Annotated in this window: 19 protein-coding genes and 1 other RNA gene; 8 read left to right on the top strand and 12 right to left on the bottom strand. The window is 46.4% G+C overall.

Features of this window, described 5'->3' with window-relative positions; all coding sequences use genetic code 11:
* Positions 1–31: 31 nt before the first annotated feature.
* On the bottom strand, positions 32–1,009 hold the full coding sequence (locus DW159_RS08450) for a polysaccharide deacetylase family protein (RefSeq protein ID WP_242992648.1): 978 nt from the start codon (positions 1,007–1,009) through the stop codon (positions 32–34).
* An 87-nt stretch (positions 1,010–1,096) separates the two neighbouring features.
* Positions 1,097–1,774 carry a hypothetical protein gene (locus DW159_RS08445; protein ID WP_117550026.1) on the bottom strand — a complete coding sequence of 226 codons (678 nt, stop codon included), beginning with the start codon at positions 1,772–1,774 and terminating at the stop codon, positions 1,097–1,099.
* A 255-nt stretch (positions 1,775–2,029) separates the two neighbouring features.
* Between DW159_RS08445 and DW159_RS08440 the strand changes: the two genes are divergently transcribed.
* On the top strand, positions 2,030–2,278 hold the full coding sequence (locus DW159_RS08440) for a TIGR03905 family TSCPD domain-containing protein (RefSeq protein ID WP_117550024.1): 249 nt from the start codon (positions 2,030–2,032) through the stop codon (positions 2,276–2,278).
* Positions 2,279–2,298: 20 nt separating this feature from the next.
* Positions 2,299–3,372 (top strand): undecaprenyldiphospho-muramoylpentapeptide beta-N-acetylglucosaminyltransferase, encoded by a 1,074-nt coding sequence (locus DW159_RS08435; protein ID WP_117550022.1) that lies wholly within the window; start codon positions 2,299–2,301, stop codon positions 3,370–3,372.
* A 100-nt stretch (positions 3,373–3,472) separates the two neighbouring features.
* On the opposite strand, the gene DW159_RS08430 is transcribed toward DW159_RS08435, so the two are convergent.
* The 7 genes from DW159_RS08430 to DW159_RS08400 form a co-directional block, all read right to left on the bottom strand.
* Positions 3,473–3,967, bottom strand: coding sequence for a hypothetical protein (locus tag DW159_RS08430; protein ID WP_015534504.1), 495 nt, complete (start codon positions 3,965–3,967; stop codon positions 3,473–3,475).
* Positions 3,968–4,007: 40 nt separating this feature from the next.
* The gene (locus DW159_RS08425) at positions 4,008–4,598 is read right to left on the bottom strand and encodes an HD domain-containing protein (RefSeq protein ID WP_117550020.1); all 591 of its coding nucleotides are present in this window, start codon (positions 4,596–4,598) and stop codon (positions 4,008–4,010) included.
* Positions 4,599–4,738: 140 nt separating this feature from the next.
* Positions 4,739–5,002, bottom strand: an RNA gene (gene ffs / locus DW159_RS08420) — signal recognition particle sRNA large type.
* A 76-nt stretch (positions 5,003–5,078) separates the two neighbouring features.
* Complete coding sequence (tadA, locus tag DW159_RS08415) at positions 5,079–5,588, bottom strand: tRNA adenosine(34) deaminase TadA (protein WP_015534501.1); 510 nt, start codon at positions 5,586–5,588, stop codon at positions 5,079–5,081.
* Positions 5,589–5,607: 19 nt separating this feature from the next.
* A complete protein-coding gene (locus tag DW159_RS08410) occupies positions 5,608–6,606 on the bottom strand; it encodes a DUF6128 domain-containing protein (protein ID WP_117550018.1) in 999 nt (332 codons plus the stop codon).
* 88 nt (positions 6,607–6,694) lie between these two features.
* Positions 6,695–7,558, bottom strand: coding sequence for a 16S rRNA (adenine(1518)-N(6)/adenine(1519)-N(6))-dimethyltransferase RsmA (gene rsmA, locus DW159_RS08405; RefSeq protein ID WP_055145795.1), 864 nt, complete (start codon positions 7,556–7,558; stop codon positions 6,695–6,697).
* Between the two features lie 37 nt (positions 7,559–7,595).
* Positions 7,596–8,366: a TatD family hydrolase gene (locus DW159_RS08400; RefSeq protein ID WP_117550016.1), complete on the bottom strand. Its 771-nt coding sequence runs from the start codon at positions 8,364–8,366 to the stop codon at positions 7,596–7,598.
* Positions 8,367–8,797: 431 nt separating this feature from the next.
* Here DW159_RS08400 and DW159_RS08395 point away from each other — a divergent pair, with 431 nt between their 5' ends.
* Both DW159_RS08395 and DW159_RS08390 read left to right on the top strand, forming a co-directional pair.
* Complete coding sequence (locus DW159_RS08395) at positions 8,798–9,985, top strand: pyridoxal phosphate-dependent aminotransferase (RefSeq protein WP_117550013.1); 1,188 nt, start codon at positions 8,798–8,800, stop codon at positions 9,983–9,985.
* Positions 9,986–10,057: 72 nt separating this feature from the next.
* Positions 10,058–10,672 carry a Maf family protein gene (locus tag DW159_RS08390; protein WP_015534495.1) on the top strand — a complete coding sequence of 205 codons (615 nt, stop codon included), beginning with the start codon at positions 10,058–10,060 and terminating at the stop codon, positions 10,670–10,672.
* A 233-nt stretch (positions 10,673–10,905) separates the two neighbouring features.
* Here DW159_RS08390 and DW159_RS08385 read toward each other — a convergent pair whose 3' ends face one another.
* Positions 10,906–11,784 (bottom strand): DegV family protein, encoded by an 879-nt coding sequence (locus DW159_RS08385; protein ID WP_117550011.1) that lies wholly within the window; start codon positions 11,782–11,784, stop codon positions 10,906–10,908.
* A gap of 115 nt (positions 11,785–11,899) precedes the next feature.
* Complete coding sequence (gene pncB, locus DW159_RS08380; RefSeq protein ID WP_015534493.1) at positions 11,900–13,141, bottom strand: nicotinate phosphoribosyltransferase; 1,242 nt, start codon at positions 13,139–13,141, stop codon at positions 11,900–11,902.
* Positions 13,142–14,241: 1,100 nt separating this feature from the next.
* Here pncB and malQ point away from each other — a divergent pair.
* The 4 genes from malQ to DW159_RS08360 all read left to right on the top strand — a co-directional run bounded on the left by malQ (position 14,242) and on the right by DW159_RS08360 (position 18,051).
* The gene (gene malQ, locus DW159_RS08375; protein ID WP_117550009.1) at positions 14,242–15,810 is read left to right on the top strand and encodes a 4-alpha-glucanotransferase; all 1,569 of its coding nucleotides are present in this window, start codon (positions 14,242–14,244) and stop codon (positions 15,808–15,810) included.
* Positions 15,811–15,870: 60 nt separating this feature from the next.
* The gene (locus DW159_RS08370; RefSeq protein ID WP_117550007.1) at positions 15,871–16,611 is read left to right on the top strand and encodes a lysophospholipid acyltransferase family protein; all 741 of its coding nucleotides are present in this window, start codon (positions 15,871–15,873) and stop codon (positions 16,609–16,611) included.
* A 70-nt stretch (positions 16,612–16,681) separates the two neighbouring features.
* Entirely contained in the window at positions 16,682–17,245 is a 564-nt protein-coding gene (locus DW159_RS08365; protein ID WP_015534491.1) for a hypothetical protein, read from the top strand.
* A 23-nt stretch (positions 17,246–17,268) separates the two neighbouring features.
* Entirely contained in the window at positions 17,269–18,051 is a 783-nt protein-coding gene (locus tag DW159_RS08360; protein ID WP_117550006.1) for a CPBP family intramembrane glutamic endopeptidase, read from the top strand.
* Here the strand turns inward: DW159_RS08360 and DW159_RS08355 are convergent.
* On the bottom strand, positions 18,034–18,651 hold the full coding sequence (locus DW159_RS08355; protein ID WP_015534489.1) for a histone methylation protein DOT1: 618 nt from the start codon (positions 18,649–18,651) through the stop codon (positions 18,034–18,036). The genes DW159_RS08360 and DW159_RS08355 overlap by 18 nt on opposite strands.
* Positions 18,652–18,660: the final 9 nt, after the last annotated feature.

Raw genomic sequence — 18,660 nt, 5'->3', positions numbered from 1 at the left:
TCCGCGCAGAGAGCTTCTGTTTCTGATACTACTATTCAATTTTCATCTCATTCAAAGACCTGAACTCATATCCCTCCTTCTCCAGGTTTGTGAGAACCGTATCAAGTGCCTGCGCATTTGACGACGACACATTGTGTATGAGCGGAATGGCTCCCGGATGATGATATTTCGCAAAATGATCAATGACATAATCCGCTCCTGGCTGATTGTTCACATCATAATCAAGGTAAGCCATACTCCAGAATATGGTCTTGTACCCCATATCCTTGGCCAGCTGCAGAACCTGTTCACTGTACTCACCGCAAGGCGGCCTGAAATACATATCCATATCATAACCCGTTTCACTCTTCATAAAATCCGAACACTCTCTGAGTTCATTTTTCTGCTCCTCCACAGTCTTCTCCGGCATACACGGATGATGAACCGTGTGGTTTCCCACCTGATGACCATCCTCCTTCATCCTCTTCACTATATCCGGATTGTCCCTTATATAAGTCATCGTCACGAAGAAGCAGCCCTTTGCATTGTGCTTTTTGAGCACATCCAGCATCTGCTCTGTATATCCGTTCTCGTACCCACAGTCAAATGTCAGATACATCACCTTTTCATTCTTCTCAGCACACACTCTGTCCACGTAGAACGCATCGTACTGCTCCAGCGGAAAGCTGTTGTCACAGCCACTCATTCCATGATTTTTGTCCCGCACTATGTACCATGAATATTTCTTTGTCGATATCTGGCTGTAATCCCTTAGTCTGGTCATATCCTCACCCTGACTCTCCCCGTCTGTGTCCGTGTTACTCTCCGCATCTTCCGTCTTGTCTCCCGATTTTTCTTTTCCTTCCGCATCACCTTCCCCATTCTTCGCACCGTCCGCCTGACACTCTGCGTCCCCCGGAGTCGCCACCATCTTGGACAGATCCTCCTTGTCATATATGGAGCATCCGCTGAGCACGGCTCCAATCACGCAGGCAGCATACAGTCCTGCTATCAAGTACAGCTTTCTCACTATCTACCATCCTGAATTTATTGGCTCATACAGGCTGTTTTCACCCGCATTTCATCTGCATCCCACCTGCACATGTCCACTCGCCGGTTATCCATCCGCCAGCATCTTCTTCATGATCCCATCCAGAAGAACATCATAATCCGCCGCCCCATTCCGGGATTGTTTTTTCTTAACCTTCTTTTTCTCTATCCCCTCATCAGCTGAGCTGCACGCAACCTGAAGTTCCGGAGCCTCCGCCTTCTTTTCCTCCTTTCGGAGTCTGTTCGACAGGCTGTTGCTGAGATAATTTTTCACGCTGTCCCTGAGAGCCCGCATGTGCCATGCACAGTTCCACTGATTGTGTGCCGCCATGAGAAGCATATATGTTGCCAGACCGCACACGCACATTTTCAGTGCCTCCGGTCCATCGCCTACTACATAATATTGATATACCGCCGCAAATATGCCTGTCCCCGCAACGACGAGTCCCATATTTTTTACAAATCCGTTCCACACGTTCACAGGTACAAATCCTATTTTCAACCTGTCTATGTACTTGTCCACAAATGCCGCAGTGTCATGTATGTCCACATCCAGCGAAGCTATATCCTCATACCGCTTTCGTATCTCCAACAGCGCCTTTTTCCTTGTTGTCCCCATCCTCTCCGCAGCCTTTGCAAGTCTCGCAAGATAGCTGCTCATGACAGCCCGTCCTATCAGTCCAATGCACCCACACACTATCATCACATACATACACACATTCTGATTCAGCAAAGTTTCAAACATAGTTTTTCCCTCTCTTTTCACATATTCGATCATTTCAGTCAAAAACATATCGCATATCCGGATGGCCAGCCCGGATGGTAGTATTATATGAGCCGCATTCCCGGGTATACAATTATTTTCGCTCGACAAATATTTTGGTTTTAACCGCATTTGTGATATGCTATAATATGATGCGCGTTAGGAGCATCATGCTCAACGCTATTAAAAAAGAATATAAAAATGATTGGTTAAGTACAATAGAAAAGAGGTATAGCTATGGTTTATAAGACTAAAGGAACCTGCTCAGTTGAGATTTATTTTGACGTAAATGACGGCAGGTTACACAATGTAAAATTTACCGGAGGATGCAACGGCAACCTTAAGGGTATCGGTGCACTTGTAGAAGGCATGAAGCCAGAGGACGTCATCGCCAGACTCGAGGGCACAACCTGCGGTTTCAAGCCGACTTCATGCCCGGATCAACTGGCTCAGGCACTCAAGCAGTATCTGGCTTCAGCACAGTAACAGGAGGATTAACAATCATTATGAAGAGAATTATATTGACAGGCGGCGGTACAGCAGGTCATGTCACACCAAACATGGCACTTATGCCGGAGCTGAAGAAGCACGGATATGACATCCAGTACATCGGTTCATATGACGGCATGGAGAAAAAACTTATAGAAGATATGGGCATCCCTTATCACGGCATAGCTTCAGGAAAGCTCAGAAGATACTTCTCAATGAAGAACTTCTCAGATCCGTTCAAGGTACTTAAAGGAATATCTGAAGCAAAGAAGCTCATGAAAGAGCTCAAGCCTGATGTAGTATTCTCAAAGGGAGGATTTGTCACAGTCCCTGTGGTATTTGCCGCACACTCAGCAGGTATCCCTGTGGTGATACACGAATCAGATATGACTCCCGGCCTTGCAAATAAGCTCGCCCTTCCAAAGGCGACAAAGGTATGCTGTAACTTTCCTGAGACAAAGGATCTCTTCCCTGAGGGCAAGGCAGTCGTAACCGGAACCCCTATCAGAGAGGAACTTTTCCGCGGCGATTCCGCATTTGCATATAACTACTGCGGTTTCACTGACAACAAGCCTGTTCTCCTTATCGTGGGCGGAAGTTCAGGAAGCGTCATAATCAACAACGCAATAAGAGACAATATCGACCGTCTTCTGGAGACCTTCAACGTCATCCACCTGTGCGGCAAGGACAATCTGGATGAATCCCTCAAGGATAAGAAGGGCTATGTCCAGTACGAATATGTAAAGAAGGAACTTGCAAGCATGCTTGCACTGTGCGATATCATCATCTCACGTGCAGGAGCCAATGCCATCTGTGAGCTTCTCGCACTCAGAAAACCGAACATCCTCATTCCTCTGTCAAAGGCTGCATCAAGAGGTGATCAGATTCTCAACGCCCAGTCATTTGAGAAGAGCGGATACAGCTATGTGATCCAGGAGGAAGAGCTTAACACAAAGTCTCTGTTCGCCGGAATAAATGAAGTGTACAACAACAAAGAGAAATATATCCAGGCTATGGAGTCCAGCAACCTGACCGACTCAACGGGAATCATCATCAACATGATAGAGGATCTCGTAAACGACCACGACTGATCTGCATAAGATCTGCAAAAGCAATTATAAAAAGGCAAAATAAAACTCCACACCGTCTAAATCATAGTCGGTGTGGAGTTTTATTGTATATTAACTATTATTAGTTAGCCAGAGCCTGAAGTACAGCAGCCTTCATCGCATCATCACACTGCTCATCTCCTATGTACAATGTAACTGTACTCTTTCCGCCTGCAGGAAAATCAAATACTGCCTTCAGTGTCTTGTCTATATATGTTCCATCTGAACCATACTTTGCAAGATCCATGCTGACCTTTGTTCCATAATATGTGATTCTGAATCCACCGTTTGTTGTGTCCTCATAATACCATACTGTTGTCTTGGCCTTCTTATCAAGAGCGTCTCCATATGTAACACCTGTAGGAACCTTCTTCTCTGTTCCGTTGCTCTGTACATCTGTATAGACGATCTCATTCTTTTTAAGGCTGTCTATCTTGTCCTTTGCTTCATCGTTAGTACGATACTGAATGTTACCCTTTACAAATATCTGAGCTGTCTCAGGAAGAACCAGATACACACCGCCACAGATAGCTGCTACCACAATAATGGCTACAAGGATCTTAACAAATGTCTTCATAATTATCTCTCCTATCCACAATCAAATTCATCAATCGATACTAGAACAGTTCTTTCTCAAGCTGGAATATGAAATCCTCAAGGAGCTGCATGCGTTTGCTGTACTCAAGTCGTCCAGCCTCCGTCTTACATCTCTTGATCTTTGGTTTATTGATCTTATAAAAATTCTTGATTCTGTAATATGCGCGCTTATAGCTTGCCTCGTCCTCTATAGCCGTAGCCATGGAATCCCACAGAACACTGATCGCTCCAACTTCATCCAGCAGGTCTGCATCCATAACTATCCTGCACTCAAGTGACAAATCTGCATCAGTATCCTTCTCCTCATGGATCATGATTATCTCGCCTATCTTGGCTATCTTCTGTGGATTGACTCCCAGACTGTCAAGATAATTGACAGCTATCTCTGCTCCGACCTCCCCATGTGGTCTCTCGTCATCCCAGCCCACATCATGAAGAAGTGCCGCGAGAACTATTATATCCAGATCTCCACCTAACTTCGACTGAAGCTTTATCGCCCATCTATACACCCGCATAGTATGTTCAAATCTGCTCCTGAATGGATAATTAGGCGGCCTGCCGTTAACGGCTGTCTGTTCCTTTACAAAATCAATTACTTCAGCGTAATTCATATCCGTTTCGCCCCTTGGAAATCACTATTCTGCAGCGCATAATAACACTGCAAAAGTATCATACTTGATGATAACATCTTTTGTGGGATTTTGCTATATTTTTTTAAATTTTTAATAAATAATGTTAAAAATAAAAAAATCCATGCGATCTTCCTTCGAAGCGTCACCATAGACGTTACCTCAGCAGTTAACTCAGCCCAGGCACCCTCACGGCACACAGGAGATTCCCCTTAGTGCTGCTTCGTCTCCGACCTGACACGGTTCGAAGATTCCTGTTGCGCGAGACCCAGACATCAACATCACTTACTGAGGGCAGCCCTACAGCGGCCACCCCTCCGGAAGACCATCACCCCTGCTATAGCGGATTGCAGGTACAGGGCGCCGCTACCTCCCCGGTTGCATGGAAACTTTAAAACATATTTAATTGGCTGTGCACAAGATGCACCGCAGGCTACATTATATCTGACATGCCGCCCGCCGTCAAGCATTCTTCGCTTTTCCCTGTCTCAGGTCGCGAAAAAAGCTCTTCATCATCTCACTGCATTCATCCTGCCTCACACCACGTATAACCTCAACCTGATGATTGAACTGTTTCATGTCCAGCAGGTTTATTATGGAGCCCGCACATCCGGCCTTGGGATTCATGCATCCTATCACCACATTTGGGATACGGGCCTGCACTATGGCCCCGGCACACATCTGGCACGGTTCAAGGGTCACATACATTGTGCACTCCTCCAGCCGCCAGTCGCCGAGCTTCTTTGACGCCTGTTCTATGGCCAGTATCTCCGCATGTGCAAGTGTGGTCTTTTTCAGATTTCTCTTGTTGAAGCCCCTTGCGATTATCCTGTCATCGTGGACTATGACACAGCCTATCGGAACATCGCCATTTGCATAAGCCCTCTTTGCCTGGGCTATGGCTTTATCCATATACTTCTCATGGATACGCCGCTCCTCCGGCGTCAGCTCATCTATATTGGTATCTTCCATTCTCTTTATCCTCTTCTTCCTATCTTATATCCACTATCCAGTAGCCGAAGCTGCCGGTCTTGATATGTGTCTCCTTCTCCGGCACGAATCTGTCAAATCCAAATATCCCGGCAAGGTATTTCTCCCTCGAGGAATACACCCCCGGAACTCCAAGTATGTAACTGACGCGGTCATCATCTGGGGAAAATATGACTTTGCCAAACATCAGGTATTTGTAGCTGTAATACCCGTGTGTCAGGAAGCTGTTCACCCCGAGCTTCCAGTTGCACATGTCCAGCAGACCTATGTCATTCGGGGATATCTTCACGCTCTCTATGACGCTGTCCAGCCCGTCATCCAGGGAGCTTCCCGGAAGAAGTGGCAGACGTTCATAGTTCTCAAACATTTTGTCTATCGCCGTTCCGGTCTCGGAGGTCTCGACCTCATCAGAACATACAGGCTCCGCCGGTGCAGCACAGCTCTCAAGCTCCAACTCTGCCGTGACCGTATCTGTTATGGAGGCCTCTCTCACCGCCTCGCTCAGTTCCTCAGCATCGCGGCCCGCACGTTTCGCATCCCACATTCTGGAATAATCTATCACACTGTCCGTCCAGGACGAACAGAATATATCGCTGTCGTAATACTCCTGCCCCATATTTCCATCCGGCTGTATACGCCTTATGACGATACCGGCAAATGCAGTCACAGGCCGTCCACTCTCCATGACATCATCCCAACAGAATGAGAAGCACTCCTCACCGTGTCCATTTCTGAGTCTCATCTTACCGACGAGCACCGGCAGAGGGATCATCACGGGTTCATTTGTCTGTTCACCGCCCACTGCGCCTTCGTCGGCCAGCGTCTCCCTGTAAATGAACACGCCATAGATTTCCTCTCTGCTGTTCATTCCGTTTCTCAGTCCAACCGTGAGTCTTCCCGTTCTCCCCACCTTTGCCACCTTGGCAAATCCTGAATTTTCACATTTGTGTCCGTCGTGATACCTGTAAATATACGATATAAATCGGTTCCAGTACACCATAGATAATCCTCCTCTCCCTTCCGGAATTCTGCGTCCTTTTCCGGGGGCTTTATCAATTATCTATGATTCTGTCTCACCACCTATGACATTATTTGTCCGTGAGAATGTCGCTCAAAGCTGCAAATTCCGCCAGACTCAAACTTTCTCCACGGATATTTGCTGATATTCCAAGGGATTCCAAAGCCTTTGCGATCTGCTCCTTGGCAAATGACAGCTCTCCGCTGTTGGCTATACCATTCTGGAGAGTCTTTCTTCTCTGGTTAAATGATGCTCTTATCAGCCTGAACATGAGCTGCTCGTCCTTCACCTTAACCGGCGGTTCCTGGTATCTGTTCAGTCTGATGACAGCTGAGCCCACACCCGGTCTCGGTATAAAGCAGTTTGGCGGAACATTTGCCACTATATACGGCTCGGCATAATACTGAACTGCCAGGGACAGTGCTCCGTAATCCTTGGTTCCCGGGCCCACCTGCATGCGGTCCGCAACCTCCTTCTGCACCATGACCGTCACCGAGAGAAGCGGCACATGCTTCTCGAAAAGTCCCATGATGATCGGTGTGGTTATATAGTATGGAAGATTCGCAACCACCTTGATAGGCCTGCCGCCATTTCTCTCCTCCACGATCTTGTTGATATCCACCTTCAGTATGTCATCGTTGATGATGGTCACATTGTCGTACTCCGCAAGGGTCTCGTCCAGAATAGGGAGAAGATTCTTATCTATCTCCACCGCCACAACCTGTCCGGCACTCTCCGCAAGATACTGGGTCATGGTTCCTATTCCCGGGCCTATCTCCAGAACGCAGTCGTCCTTCGTGATGTCCGCCGCGCTGATTATCTTGTTTATGACATGGGCATCTATGAGGAAATTCTGACCGAACTTCTTCTGAAATGCAAATTCGTATTTCTTTATCGTCTCTATCGTGACCTGTGGATTGCTTAACTTCTCCATGCTTTGTCCTTTCCATTGCCTGTAATCTACGTTTTTATTACATCTTGTACATTTTCAGGGCATTCGCGTATGTCTGGTCATACACTTTCTGAACCGGAACGCCCTTGATCTCGGTTATCTTCTCAGCTATATAAGGTATGTTGAGGGCAGAGTTCCTTGTCCCTCTAAGCGGAACCGGCGCCATGTACGGTGAATCCGTCTCAAGCACGATCTTCTCAAGAGGGATGTCCTCCACGACCTCCTGAAGCTTCCGGCTGTTCTTGAAGGTGACTACTCCGCCAACCCCTATGTTAAATCCCATCTTAATATATTCTCTTGCCTGTTCCACGCTGTATGAATAACAGTGTATCACACCGCCATTTCTGCCGCCATCCATTCTTTTCAATATCTCCATGGTGTCTGACGCGGCGTCCCTGCTGTGTATGATGATCGGCATGGCAAGCTCCTGTGCAAGCTCAAGCTGTCTAACGAACCATTTCTTCTGCACATCCCTCGGGGGATCATCATCAAAATGATAATCAAGGCCTATCTCACCTATGGCTCTAACCTTTGGATTATCCTGCACCATGCTCTTAAGTTCCTGTATATCCGCCTCCGTCAGCTCTCCTACCTCACTCGGATGTACGCCGACTGCCGCATAAAAATGCGGATATTTTGCGGCAAGCTCCACCGAATTCCTCGACGACTGCATATCCGCTCCGACGTTCATGACCTTGTCTATATCCTTCTCAAGGAATTCTGCAATTAACTGTTCTCTGTCCTCATCAAACTGAGTATCGTCATAATGACCATGTGTCTCAAATATCATATCTCAAACCTCTCTTATGGTACTAATGCATTGTTTATAGTACCGCAATATCGTATCCGTCACGCTGTATTATACAGAAATACCCGCACTTTGTGAACGTTTAATTATTTGTTTATGATTAGTTATTAATCTTTATAAATAGATTAATCTTTAAACACATTTTTTTCACAAATCCTGAATATACTAACAATCGTAAAGAGTTTTTCATTTATTTGAATCCTCTCTCCCCTCATTTTTTTGCAAGAGGCAGCAGATCTTCCCCGTTCTGTTACCTCTTGTTTTTTTGTGTCCAAAACTGTATATTTATTGTGATGTATAGATGTACACATAGATTACATCAACGTATAATATGTGTCCACATTACACGTGTCATATTGCATTGATTTTATATGTATATTTATCATAACATTTTACATAACAGGAGGACTTTCATGATTTCAAAGAAATATTCATCAATGTTAAACAACACTTCCATCATCAGGGAATTTGCACAGTATGCTTCAAAGCGTGCCGCTGAGATCGGTGCTGAGAATGTGTTCAACTATACTATAGGCAATCCATCTGTGCCTACCACGGATGACTTCAACAAGGGACTTATCGACCTTATCCAGAATGAGGATTCACTGGCACTTCACGGCTACAGCCCTACACTTACCATCTACTCTGTAAGAAAGGCTGTCGCAGAATCACTGAACCGCCGTTTCGGCATGGAGTATGTTCCTGAGGACATTTTCATGACATCAGGTGCTGCCGGAGCCCTGGCCCACGCCATCAGATGTGTCACAGAGCCGGGCGACGAGGTTATCACATTTGCCCCTTACTTCCCTGAGTATGTACCATACGTTGACGGAACCGGTGCTGTTCTCAAGGTCGTTCCCGCGGACATAACTTCATTCCAGATCAACTTTGACGCATTTCTCGAGATGATGAATCCAAATGTCCAGGCAATCCTCATCAACTCGCCAAACAACCCATCCGGAATCGTCTACTCAACCGAGACTATAACACATCTTGCCCAGATCCTCACAGAGAAACAGGAGGAGTACGGACATGACATTTACCTTATATCAGACGAGCCTTACAGAGAGATCGTATTTGAGGGAACTGATTCGCCGTTCATCTCTAAGTTCTACGACAACACCATCTGCTGCTACTCATTCAGCAAGTCACTGTCACTGCCTGGAGAGCGTATCGGATATGTGGCTGTAAATCCTAAGTGCAAGGACGCTGAACTCATCATCAATATGTGCGGACAGGTATCACGTTTCACAGGACACAACTGTCCTTCATCTCTGATACAGCTCGGAGTTGCAAGGGTTCTTGACGAGACCTCTGATCTGTCTATCTACGAGAAGAACAAGAACATCCTGTACAAGGAGCTCACAGCTATGGGATATGAGTGTGTTGAGCCAGGCGGAACCTTCTATATGTTCCCTAAGACTCCTATCGCAGATGCAAATGAGTTCTGTAACATGACTGCCCATGAGCTTGATCTGATCCTTGTTCCTGGCGACAGCTTTATGTGTCCGGGACATATGAGACTGGCTTACTGTACTACAACAGATATGGTTGAGCGCTCTCTGCCACTGTTTGAGAAGGCTATTAAGATGTGTAAATAATGATCTGTGTGTACGACAATAACAGATCTTGTTTGTACAAAATTATTTTAGGAAAGTATAGAGATATAGCATATGACTAACATAAAGATAATTCTCGCCTCGGGATCGCCTAGAAGAAAGGAACTTCTGGCCCAGGCGGGATACGACTTCGATGTGTGTCCAAGTCTTTCTGATGAAGATCTTGAACCTATGGCTCCATCTGAATATGTAATGCTTCTGGCTAAGAAGAAGGCAGATGAAGTGTGCAACAGGATCATCGCCCAGGATGTTGTAAGACGGGTTAAAAAGCTTCCTGAACGCTTCGTTGTCCTCGGCGCAGACACTGTTGTATCGCTGAACGGAAGGATTCTTGGTAAGCCTTACGACTACGACGATGCATACAACACCTTGAACAGTCTGTCCGACCAGACGCATCAGGTGTACACCGGCGTGTGTCTGATATATGTGAACGGAAGAGCCAAGTCATCCAGCTCATTCTATGAGAAGACGGATGTCACCTTCTATCCTGTATCCCACGACGAGATAATCCAGTACCTCGCCACAAATGAGCCGTTTGACAAAGCCGGAAGCTATGGAATTCAGGGCAAGGGCGGTCTGTTCGTCAAGGGAATTGAGGGCGACTACAACAATGTTGTCGGGCTGCCACTCGCAAGGGTGTATCACGAGCTTGATGATTTGATTTCTTGAATGGTTTGGAAATATTTTCTCTAAATGGCAATTATATTTATTTTACGACACTAAATTATCCCTTTTTGAGGAAAATATCTTGAAAAAGGCACAAAATCTGAGATTTTGTATCCTTTCAACAAAATTTCCTTGAAAAGGGATAATTTTATGCACATATTATTAAATTCCACGATAAACAGCACAAAGACTTTTATCCGCCATCGTGCCATAAGAAATAATTCCTACACGAATCCTTACATAAGCTCTTTCTTCACATTGAAGATAGTTCCAACGACCTTCGGGCCCGCATTTGATGCAACTGCTGCCCCGATCTGGAAGTAATCTGAAGGGCCATAGCCAACCTTCTCCGTCATACGGGCTGTCAGCTCGTCTCTTACGATCTCATCGTTACCATATACTATCTGGTACTCTGAACCCGGATCCATCTCTTCCACTGTGACATCCACCATCTTTGCCATGAGCTTCTTCTCGCCGCGGCACTTGATAGCTGTCACGATCTCATTTGCCCAGATCTTCATGATAGGCTTCACGCCAAGTGCGTCACCAACCAGAGCTGCCGCACTTGGGATTCTTCCTGACTTGGCCGCATACTTGAGGCCATATATTCCGAAGTATATCCTTCTCTTTGGAAGCTCTTCCTTCAGATACCACACGATATCCCTGGCATCCCTGCCCTCCTGAACCATTCTAGCTGCCACAACCACCGGATAGCCATACTGTCCACTGTAGCCTATTCCGTCAAATACATATATATTGCACTTTCCGGCGCACTCAGGATATTCCTCCTCGAACTGATCTGCGGCCATCTGCGCATTTGCATATGAGGCAGAACCATCCTTGTTGATGCTTACATATATAATATCCGTGTAACCCTGCTCCACCAGCTCCTTATACACCTCGCCGAACTGGTACGCTGTGATCTGTGATGTCTTTGGAAGATCATCATTCTCTGCCATGAGCTTGTAGAAGCCCTCATTGTCAAAATCGACTCTGCTCAGATAAGACTTGCCACCTATTACAACCGGGAAAGGAAGGATCTTGATGCCAAGCTCCTTCTCCTCATTCTCTGAAATGTCACTGGCAGAATCTGTCATTATAATAATTTTTCCCATAATTCACAAAACTCCATTTTTTGCTAATGAGCAGACGCATGAAATGCGCTGCGCGCGGCGTCTGCGTGCTTCATAAGGAATCCTCCCACTTACGTGGGTCCCTCCTTATGAAAATTTACTTATCATTCTCCATACGCCACTTGATACATCTGTTGAGATAATGAACATAATCAGGGTTCTTGCACATACCCTTGCCCTTATCATCAGATATCTTGGCAACATCCATGCCGTTACATGCTGTAGTCTTCATAACTATGTTGAGCGGTTCATCGCACGTATCGTTGGATATATATGTTCCTATTCCAAATGCAACCTTGATCTTGTCCTTGAAATAGCTGTTGAGTTTGTCCGCTTTCTCGAAATCAAGGCTGTCGCTGAACAGAAGTGTCTTGGTCTTTGGATCAAGTCCAAGCTTCTCATAATGATGAACCATCTTGTCGCCCCACTCATAAGGATCGCCACTGTCGTGTCTCACCCCACTGAAAAGTGTCGCATATGTGAGCTGGAAATCCTTCAGGAAGCAATCTGTTGTGATGGCATCAGTGAGAGCTGTTCCGTTCAGCACTCCATACTCCTTAACCCATGCATCCAATGCATACCAGTTGGAATATGCAGGATTGTGCTTATGATTACCCTGTCCAACACACATGATCCACTCATGCGCCATAGTTCCAACCGGAACCAGATTATACTTCCTTGCCAGATATACATTACTTGTTCCGACAAATGTTGAACCCGGATACTTGCGCTTGCTGAGTTCCTTGACTGCAAGCTCCTGAGCTTCAGCCGAAAGTCTTCTTCTGAGTCCAAACTCACTGAAAGCTCCAAGGTTATACTCTCCGGTCTCGACTTTTCGGACCTTCTCATCAAGCTTCTCCCTGAATGATGCAAGCAGCTTATCATAGTCATCGTTCATTCTGAAGTAGACCTCATTCACTATAGCCAGAGTAGGTATCTCATACATGGAAGTATTGAGCCAAGTACCTCTCGCCTCTATCTTCAGTCCACATTCAGCGTCATCTGATATCTCAAAGTCCTCATATCTTGCCTTCCAGAGTCTCAGAAAATCAACATAAGAACCCTTTATCCACTTGATATTGTGCAGATACTCAAGCTCCTCCTCTGTAAATCTCAGATCACAGTAGAGCTGTATCTGTCTTTTGATTTCATCAACCATCTCCTTTGTGAAGAACACGTCAGTATTCCTGCACTTGAATGACCATGTTGTCTTATAGTCACTGAACTGATGGTAAATCGCCTGTCCCATACTAAACTTGTACATATCCGTTTCAAGCAGGCTTGTGATTATTCTTTCCATTTTTATACTCTTCTTTCTCTTTTTATCCGCTCCACACATACGGCTTAACCGCCATATATCACGGAAATACGGAAGTATACGCAAGTTCAAATACTTCCACTTATAATAAGTTAGCACACAGCCCGCTGTCAAGCACTATTACCTTGCAACTATCACACATAGTATTGTATAATGTTACCGTTCAGAGCCATGCAGCACAATATAAGAAGTGGCTTGTCATGCTTGCATGAACAAGGCATTTCTTATATTGTGCTATACGGCGGATACGCCGCACCGAACAGGCTCGTAAGAGACTGTGAGGTGGCATGGCTCTGAATGCCGCAGGGCACACCAGCCGAACAGGCTCGTAAGAGACTGTGAGGTGGCATGGCTCTGAATGCCGCAGGGCACACCAGCCGAACAGGCTCGTAAGAGACTGTGAGGTGGCATGGCTCTGAATGCCGCAGGGCACACCAGCCGAACAGGCTCGTAAGAGACTGTGAGGTGGCATGGCTCTGAATGCCGCAGGGCACACCAGCCGAACAGGCTCGTAAGAGACTGTGAGGTGGCATGGCTCTGAATGCCGCAGGGCACACCAGCCGAACAGGCTCGTAAGAGACTGTGAGGTGGCATGGCTCTGAATGCCGCAGGGCACACCAGCCGAACAGGCTCGTAAGAGACTGTGAGGTGGCATGGCTCTGAATGCCGCAGGGCACACCAGCCGAACAGGCTCGTAAGAGACTGTGAGGTGGCATGGCTCTGAATGCCGCAGGGCACACCAGCCGAACAGGCTCGTAAGAGACTGTGAGGTGGCATGGCTCTGAATGCCGCAGGGCACACCAGCCGAACAGGCTCGTAAGAGACTGTGAGGTGGCATGGCTCTGAATGCCGCAGGGCACACCAGCCGAACAGGCTCGTAAGAGACTGTGAGGTGGCATGGCTCTGAATGCCGCAGGGCACACCAGCCGAACAGGCTCGTAAGAGACTGTGAGGTGGCATGGCTCTGAATGCCGCAGGGCACACCAGCCGAACAGGCTCGTAAGAGACTGTGAGGTGGCATGGCTCTGAATGCCGCAGGGCACACCAGCCGAACAGGCTCGTAAGAGACTGTGAGGTGGCATGGCTCTGTGGTTTTACATATTATGAAAAGAGGATAGATTATGTTAGAGCAGAACAACGAAAAAAAGCCTAAGAAGTACGCCGGCATTCTGGCTCACCCGACATCATTCCCAAGTCCTTATGGAATCGGAGATCTGGGTCCGGGCGCTTATCAGTTTATCGACTTTCTTGCAGCTTCAGGATTAAATCTGTGGCAGGTGCTTCCACTCGGTCACACAGGCTTTGGTGATTCACCTTATCAGCCATTTTCAGCATTTGCAGGACAACCACTTATCATCGATATCGACTACCTCAGAAAGAAGAAGTTACTTCTGGACGAGGACTTCTCAGCTATGCCTGACTGGGATCCTGAGAAGATCGACTATGGAACACTTATAGAATTCAAGACTGGCCTTCTGAAGAAAGCGTACGAGAGATTTATCGACGCTGACTATGCAGATGATATGTCAGGAGACGAGGATCTCATGGCAAAGTTCGATGCATTTGTCAAGAATACATCATGGCTTGCTGACTACTCTCTGTTCATGGCAGGCAAGGATGCGCACGAGGGAATGCCTTGGTACATGTGGGAGGATTCACTGAAGAAGCCTACCGCAAGGCAGAAGACCGCATGGAAGAAGAAGCTTGCAGACGGCATCGGCTACTACAACTTCCTCCAGTTTCTTTTTACAGAGCAGTGGCAGGCCCTCAAGACATATGCAAATGATCTCGGAATCAGTATAGTAGGTGACACACCTATATTCCTCGCATGGGACAGCGCAGACGTATGGTCCAATCAGGAACTGTTCCTGCTGGATTCAAAAGGATACCCTATCGAGGTTGCAGGTGTTCCACCAGATTATTTCTCAGCTACCGGCCAGCTCTGGGGCAACCCTCTGTACAACTGGAAAAAGCATACCGAGACAGGCTATGCATGGTGGATAGAGAGAATCAAGTATCAGCTCACAGTAACAGATTTCCTCAGGATAGATCACTTCAGAGGATTTGACCGTTACTGGGCAGTGCCTTACGGTGAGGAGACCGCCATCAACGGCGAGTGGAAGCCAGCTCCAGGGCTGAACTTCTTCACACAGCTCGAAGCTAATCTCGGCTACCATCTTCCTATCATCGCCGAGGATCTCGGCGAGATAGATGATTCAGTCATAGAACTCAGAGACAAATTCGGACTTCCTGGAATGAAGATCCTTCAGTTTGCATTTGAAAATCCAAACGAGAACGACTTCCTTCCACATAACTATACACCTAATTGTGTATGCTATACAGGTACACACGACAACGACACCACCCTTGGATGGTATACGCAGGCTTATGAGGCTTCAAAGGATAAGCTCAGAAGATACTACAGCACTGATGCAAGTGATATCTGCTGGGTTATGATAAGAGCATGCTTCTCTTCTGTTGCCAACATGGCCATCGTTCCTATGCAGGACGTGCTAAAGCTCGACTCATGGGCACGTATGAACACGCCAGGCGTTGGAGAGGGCAACTGGGCATGGAGATTCAAAGCCTCAGACCTGAGCAAGCAGTTGTCAGACAGGCTTCTTGAGACATCAAAGCTCTATGGAAGATATACTCCAATACCGGAGAAGAAGGATTCTGAGGAGAAGTAATCATACGACGAGTCAAATCAATGCTGGAACATTTAAAATAGCATAAGGAGAATTATAATATTGAGAACAATATTTGCATATTTATTTGCCTTTCTGGGCATCATCCTGTGTACTCCGTATCACCTGTATCTGTACCTTCTGGCTAAGAAGGATCAGGAAAAGGCGTACCGCCATGCCCAGAAGCTGGTCAAAGGCTTCTTTGGAATAGTCATGTTCATATGCGGTACCAAGTGCACTGTCATAGGTCTGGAACGGGTGCCCAAGGATCAGCCTATTCTGTTTGTCGGCAACCACAGAAGCTTCTTTGATATACTGTGCTGTCACAACGCACTGGACAGACCTCTGGGATTTATGTCCAAGGACGGAATCCTGAAGGTTCCTATCCTTCCATGGTATATGAAGGACATAGGATGTACATTCCTTGACAGATCCGACCTGAAGAAGGGACTGGAGACTATCATGCAGTCGGCTGATATCGTAAAATCCGGACATTCCATGATGGTATTTCCTGAAGGACACAGAAATGACGGCGAAGAACTTCTTCCTTTCAAGGACGGAGCATACAAGATCGCACAGAAGGCCGGATGTCCTATCGTACCTGTATCCATATGCGGAACAGACAATATCATGGAGGCCAACAAGCACAACTTTATCAGAAGTCACAAGGTGGTCATCGAATTTCTTGACCCTATCGACATAAATGGCTTGAAGCCAAAGGAGCGCAAGGAGGTTCTTGAAACCATTCCGGCACTCATTCAGGAAGCAAGGGTTAAGAATCTTCCCCTTGCAACAAAAAAGTGATCAGACTATAATAATCTGATCACGGCAAGACAAAACACCAATAACTAAATATAATCAGGAGGAACTAAACATGGCATGGTGGGTATGGTTGATAATAGTTGCAGTTATACTTATCGGAGGTCTTATTGCATTATACATAGTGGGCAATAAGCTTCAGAAAAAGCAGTCTGCACAGAAGGAAATGATGAAGGAACAGGCACAGCCTGTGACGATGCTTGTCATCGACAAGAAGATGCTCCCTATGAAGGATGCCGGATTGCCTAAGATGGTAATGGAACAGACACCAAAGCGTTACCAGAAGGCCAAGATGCCTATAGTAAAGGCCAAGATCGGACCTCAGATCATGAATCTTATCTGTGATGACGGTATATATGATCAGATGCCTGTCCGCGGAGAGGTAAAGGCTATGGTCAGCGGTATCTATATCATGAGCGTCAAGAATGTTCGTGGTAAGATCGAGGAGAAGAAGGGCAAGAAGACCTTTGGTGAGAAGCTTCGTGCAAAGCAGAGAAAGTATCAGGATATGTACGACAAGGATGTAGCCGAGTCAAAGCTCAGCAAGGAGCAGAAGGCCGCAGCCAAGGCTAAGGCCAAGGAAGAAAAAGAGAGAGCTAAAAAGATTCAGAAGATGTAACAGCTTGAAAGGAGGTTCCCAATATGAAGAAATGTCATATTAACCTCCGCGAACTTGGAATAGCTTCACTCGCACCGATATGCATAACTTTTGTCCAGGGGCTTATTCCATCATCTCTGGTATCATGTGTTATAATAATTATTCTCTGCGGATATATACATCATGTATATTCTTGGGTATTCACCACAGGAGATAACCGTAACAATAAAAACAGAACAGGAACGAGATCACTCTCATTCCTGTTCTGTTTTTGTATTTTTATACTTATTGTCATAACAGGCCTCAGCCTGCAGTTTTTTTCGACCGGAATACTGAACGCCATTGAGCTCCATCGTCCAGAGCTTCTCGGCAGTTACAGAGACATGGTTCGTTCATCATTCTCTCTAAACAACGGTATCTTCAGAGTTACAACAGTCATGCTGCTTGCACCGGTCTGTGAGGAGCTTGTGTTCAGAGGGATCTCTCTGAGTTCTTCCAGACGTGCATTTACATGCAGACATTCAGATGCCATCGCCATCCTGCTGTCAGCGCTGCTGTTCGCCCTTTATCACGGCAATTTAGTCCAGTTCTGCTACGCCCTTCCCATGGGAATCCTTCTCGCGCTGCTCGCCACATGGACGTCTTCCCTGCTGCCATCGATCCTTCTTCACATAACGATCAACGTATCTTCTTATTTCACTGGGATGCTGCCATTTGCACTGTCACATACAGGCTGTATACTTGCAACTGGTATCTCGTCAGCCGCAGGCTTCATCGCCCTATATCTGCTGCTGCGCCGAAGTGGCAAATCACACAAAGTATCTTGACATGTGATACACATACACTTTTTCATCGGGATCCTCTTCGTATCCTGACAGCTTGATGATATTCTTCAACACAAAATACCTGCTGTCCCTCATGACTCTCTGATATTCAAATGTCGGGTAGTACAGCATCAGATATATATTTCTCGGTGCCCTGCGCACGGAATCTATTATATTGTCTATGACCTTCTTGAACACCTCCGGGGAAAATGGATTGAAGAAATAGAAATAATTATCTTCATCTGCAACCTCATACTCCTGCGCCGGAATGTTATAGAAGTTCATCCTGTCTTCCTGATCATAAAATCTGCTCTGATAACCCGCGGCATTTTCCAGAAGCTTCTCGTATATGTCAGCATCTGCCTCTATACCCGTGGCGCGGCAGTAATGCCTTGAGTTGCCATAGAACAACACACGCCCCAGTCCGCAGCCAAAATCAACAAGTGTATCCTCCGGCTCCATGGACACGGCATTGAACAGGGTCACAAGATCCCTGTAGTAAGTCGCCTGATATATATTATTCTCCTCTGTGGGCTGCTCCGCACCTATACACAGCGTCGTATCTATAGACAGAAAATCATCAAACGCCTTCTCGTCATCCATATATCTATC

Origin of the sequence: Coprococcus sp. AM14-16 (genome assembly GCF_003434675.1) — a bacterium.
In the GTDB taxonomy this organism is placed as follows: domain Bacteria; phylum Bacillota; class Clostridia; order Lachnospirales; family Lachnospiraceae; genus Coprococcus; species Coprococcus aceti.
The sequence above is the reverse complement of the archived record's forward strand: the minus strand, read 5'-3'. Positions and strand labels throughout refer to the sequence as shown.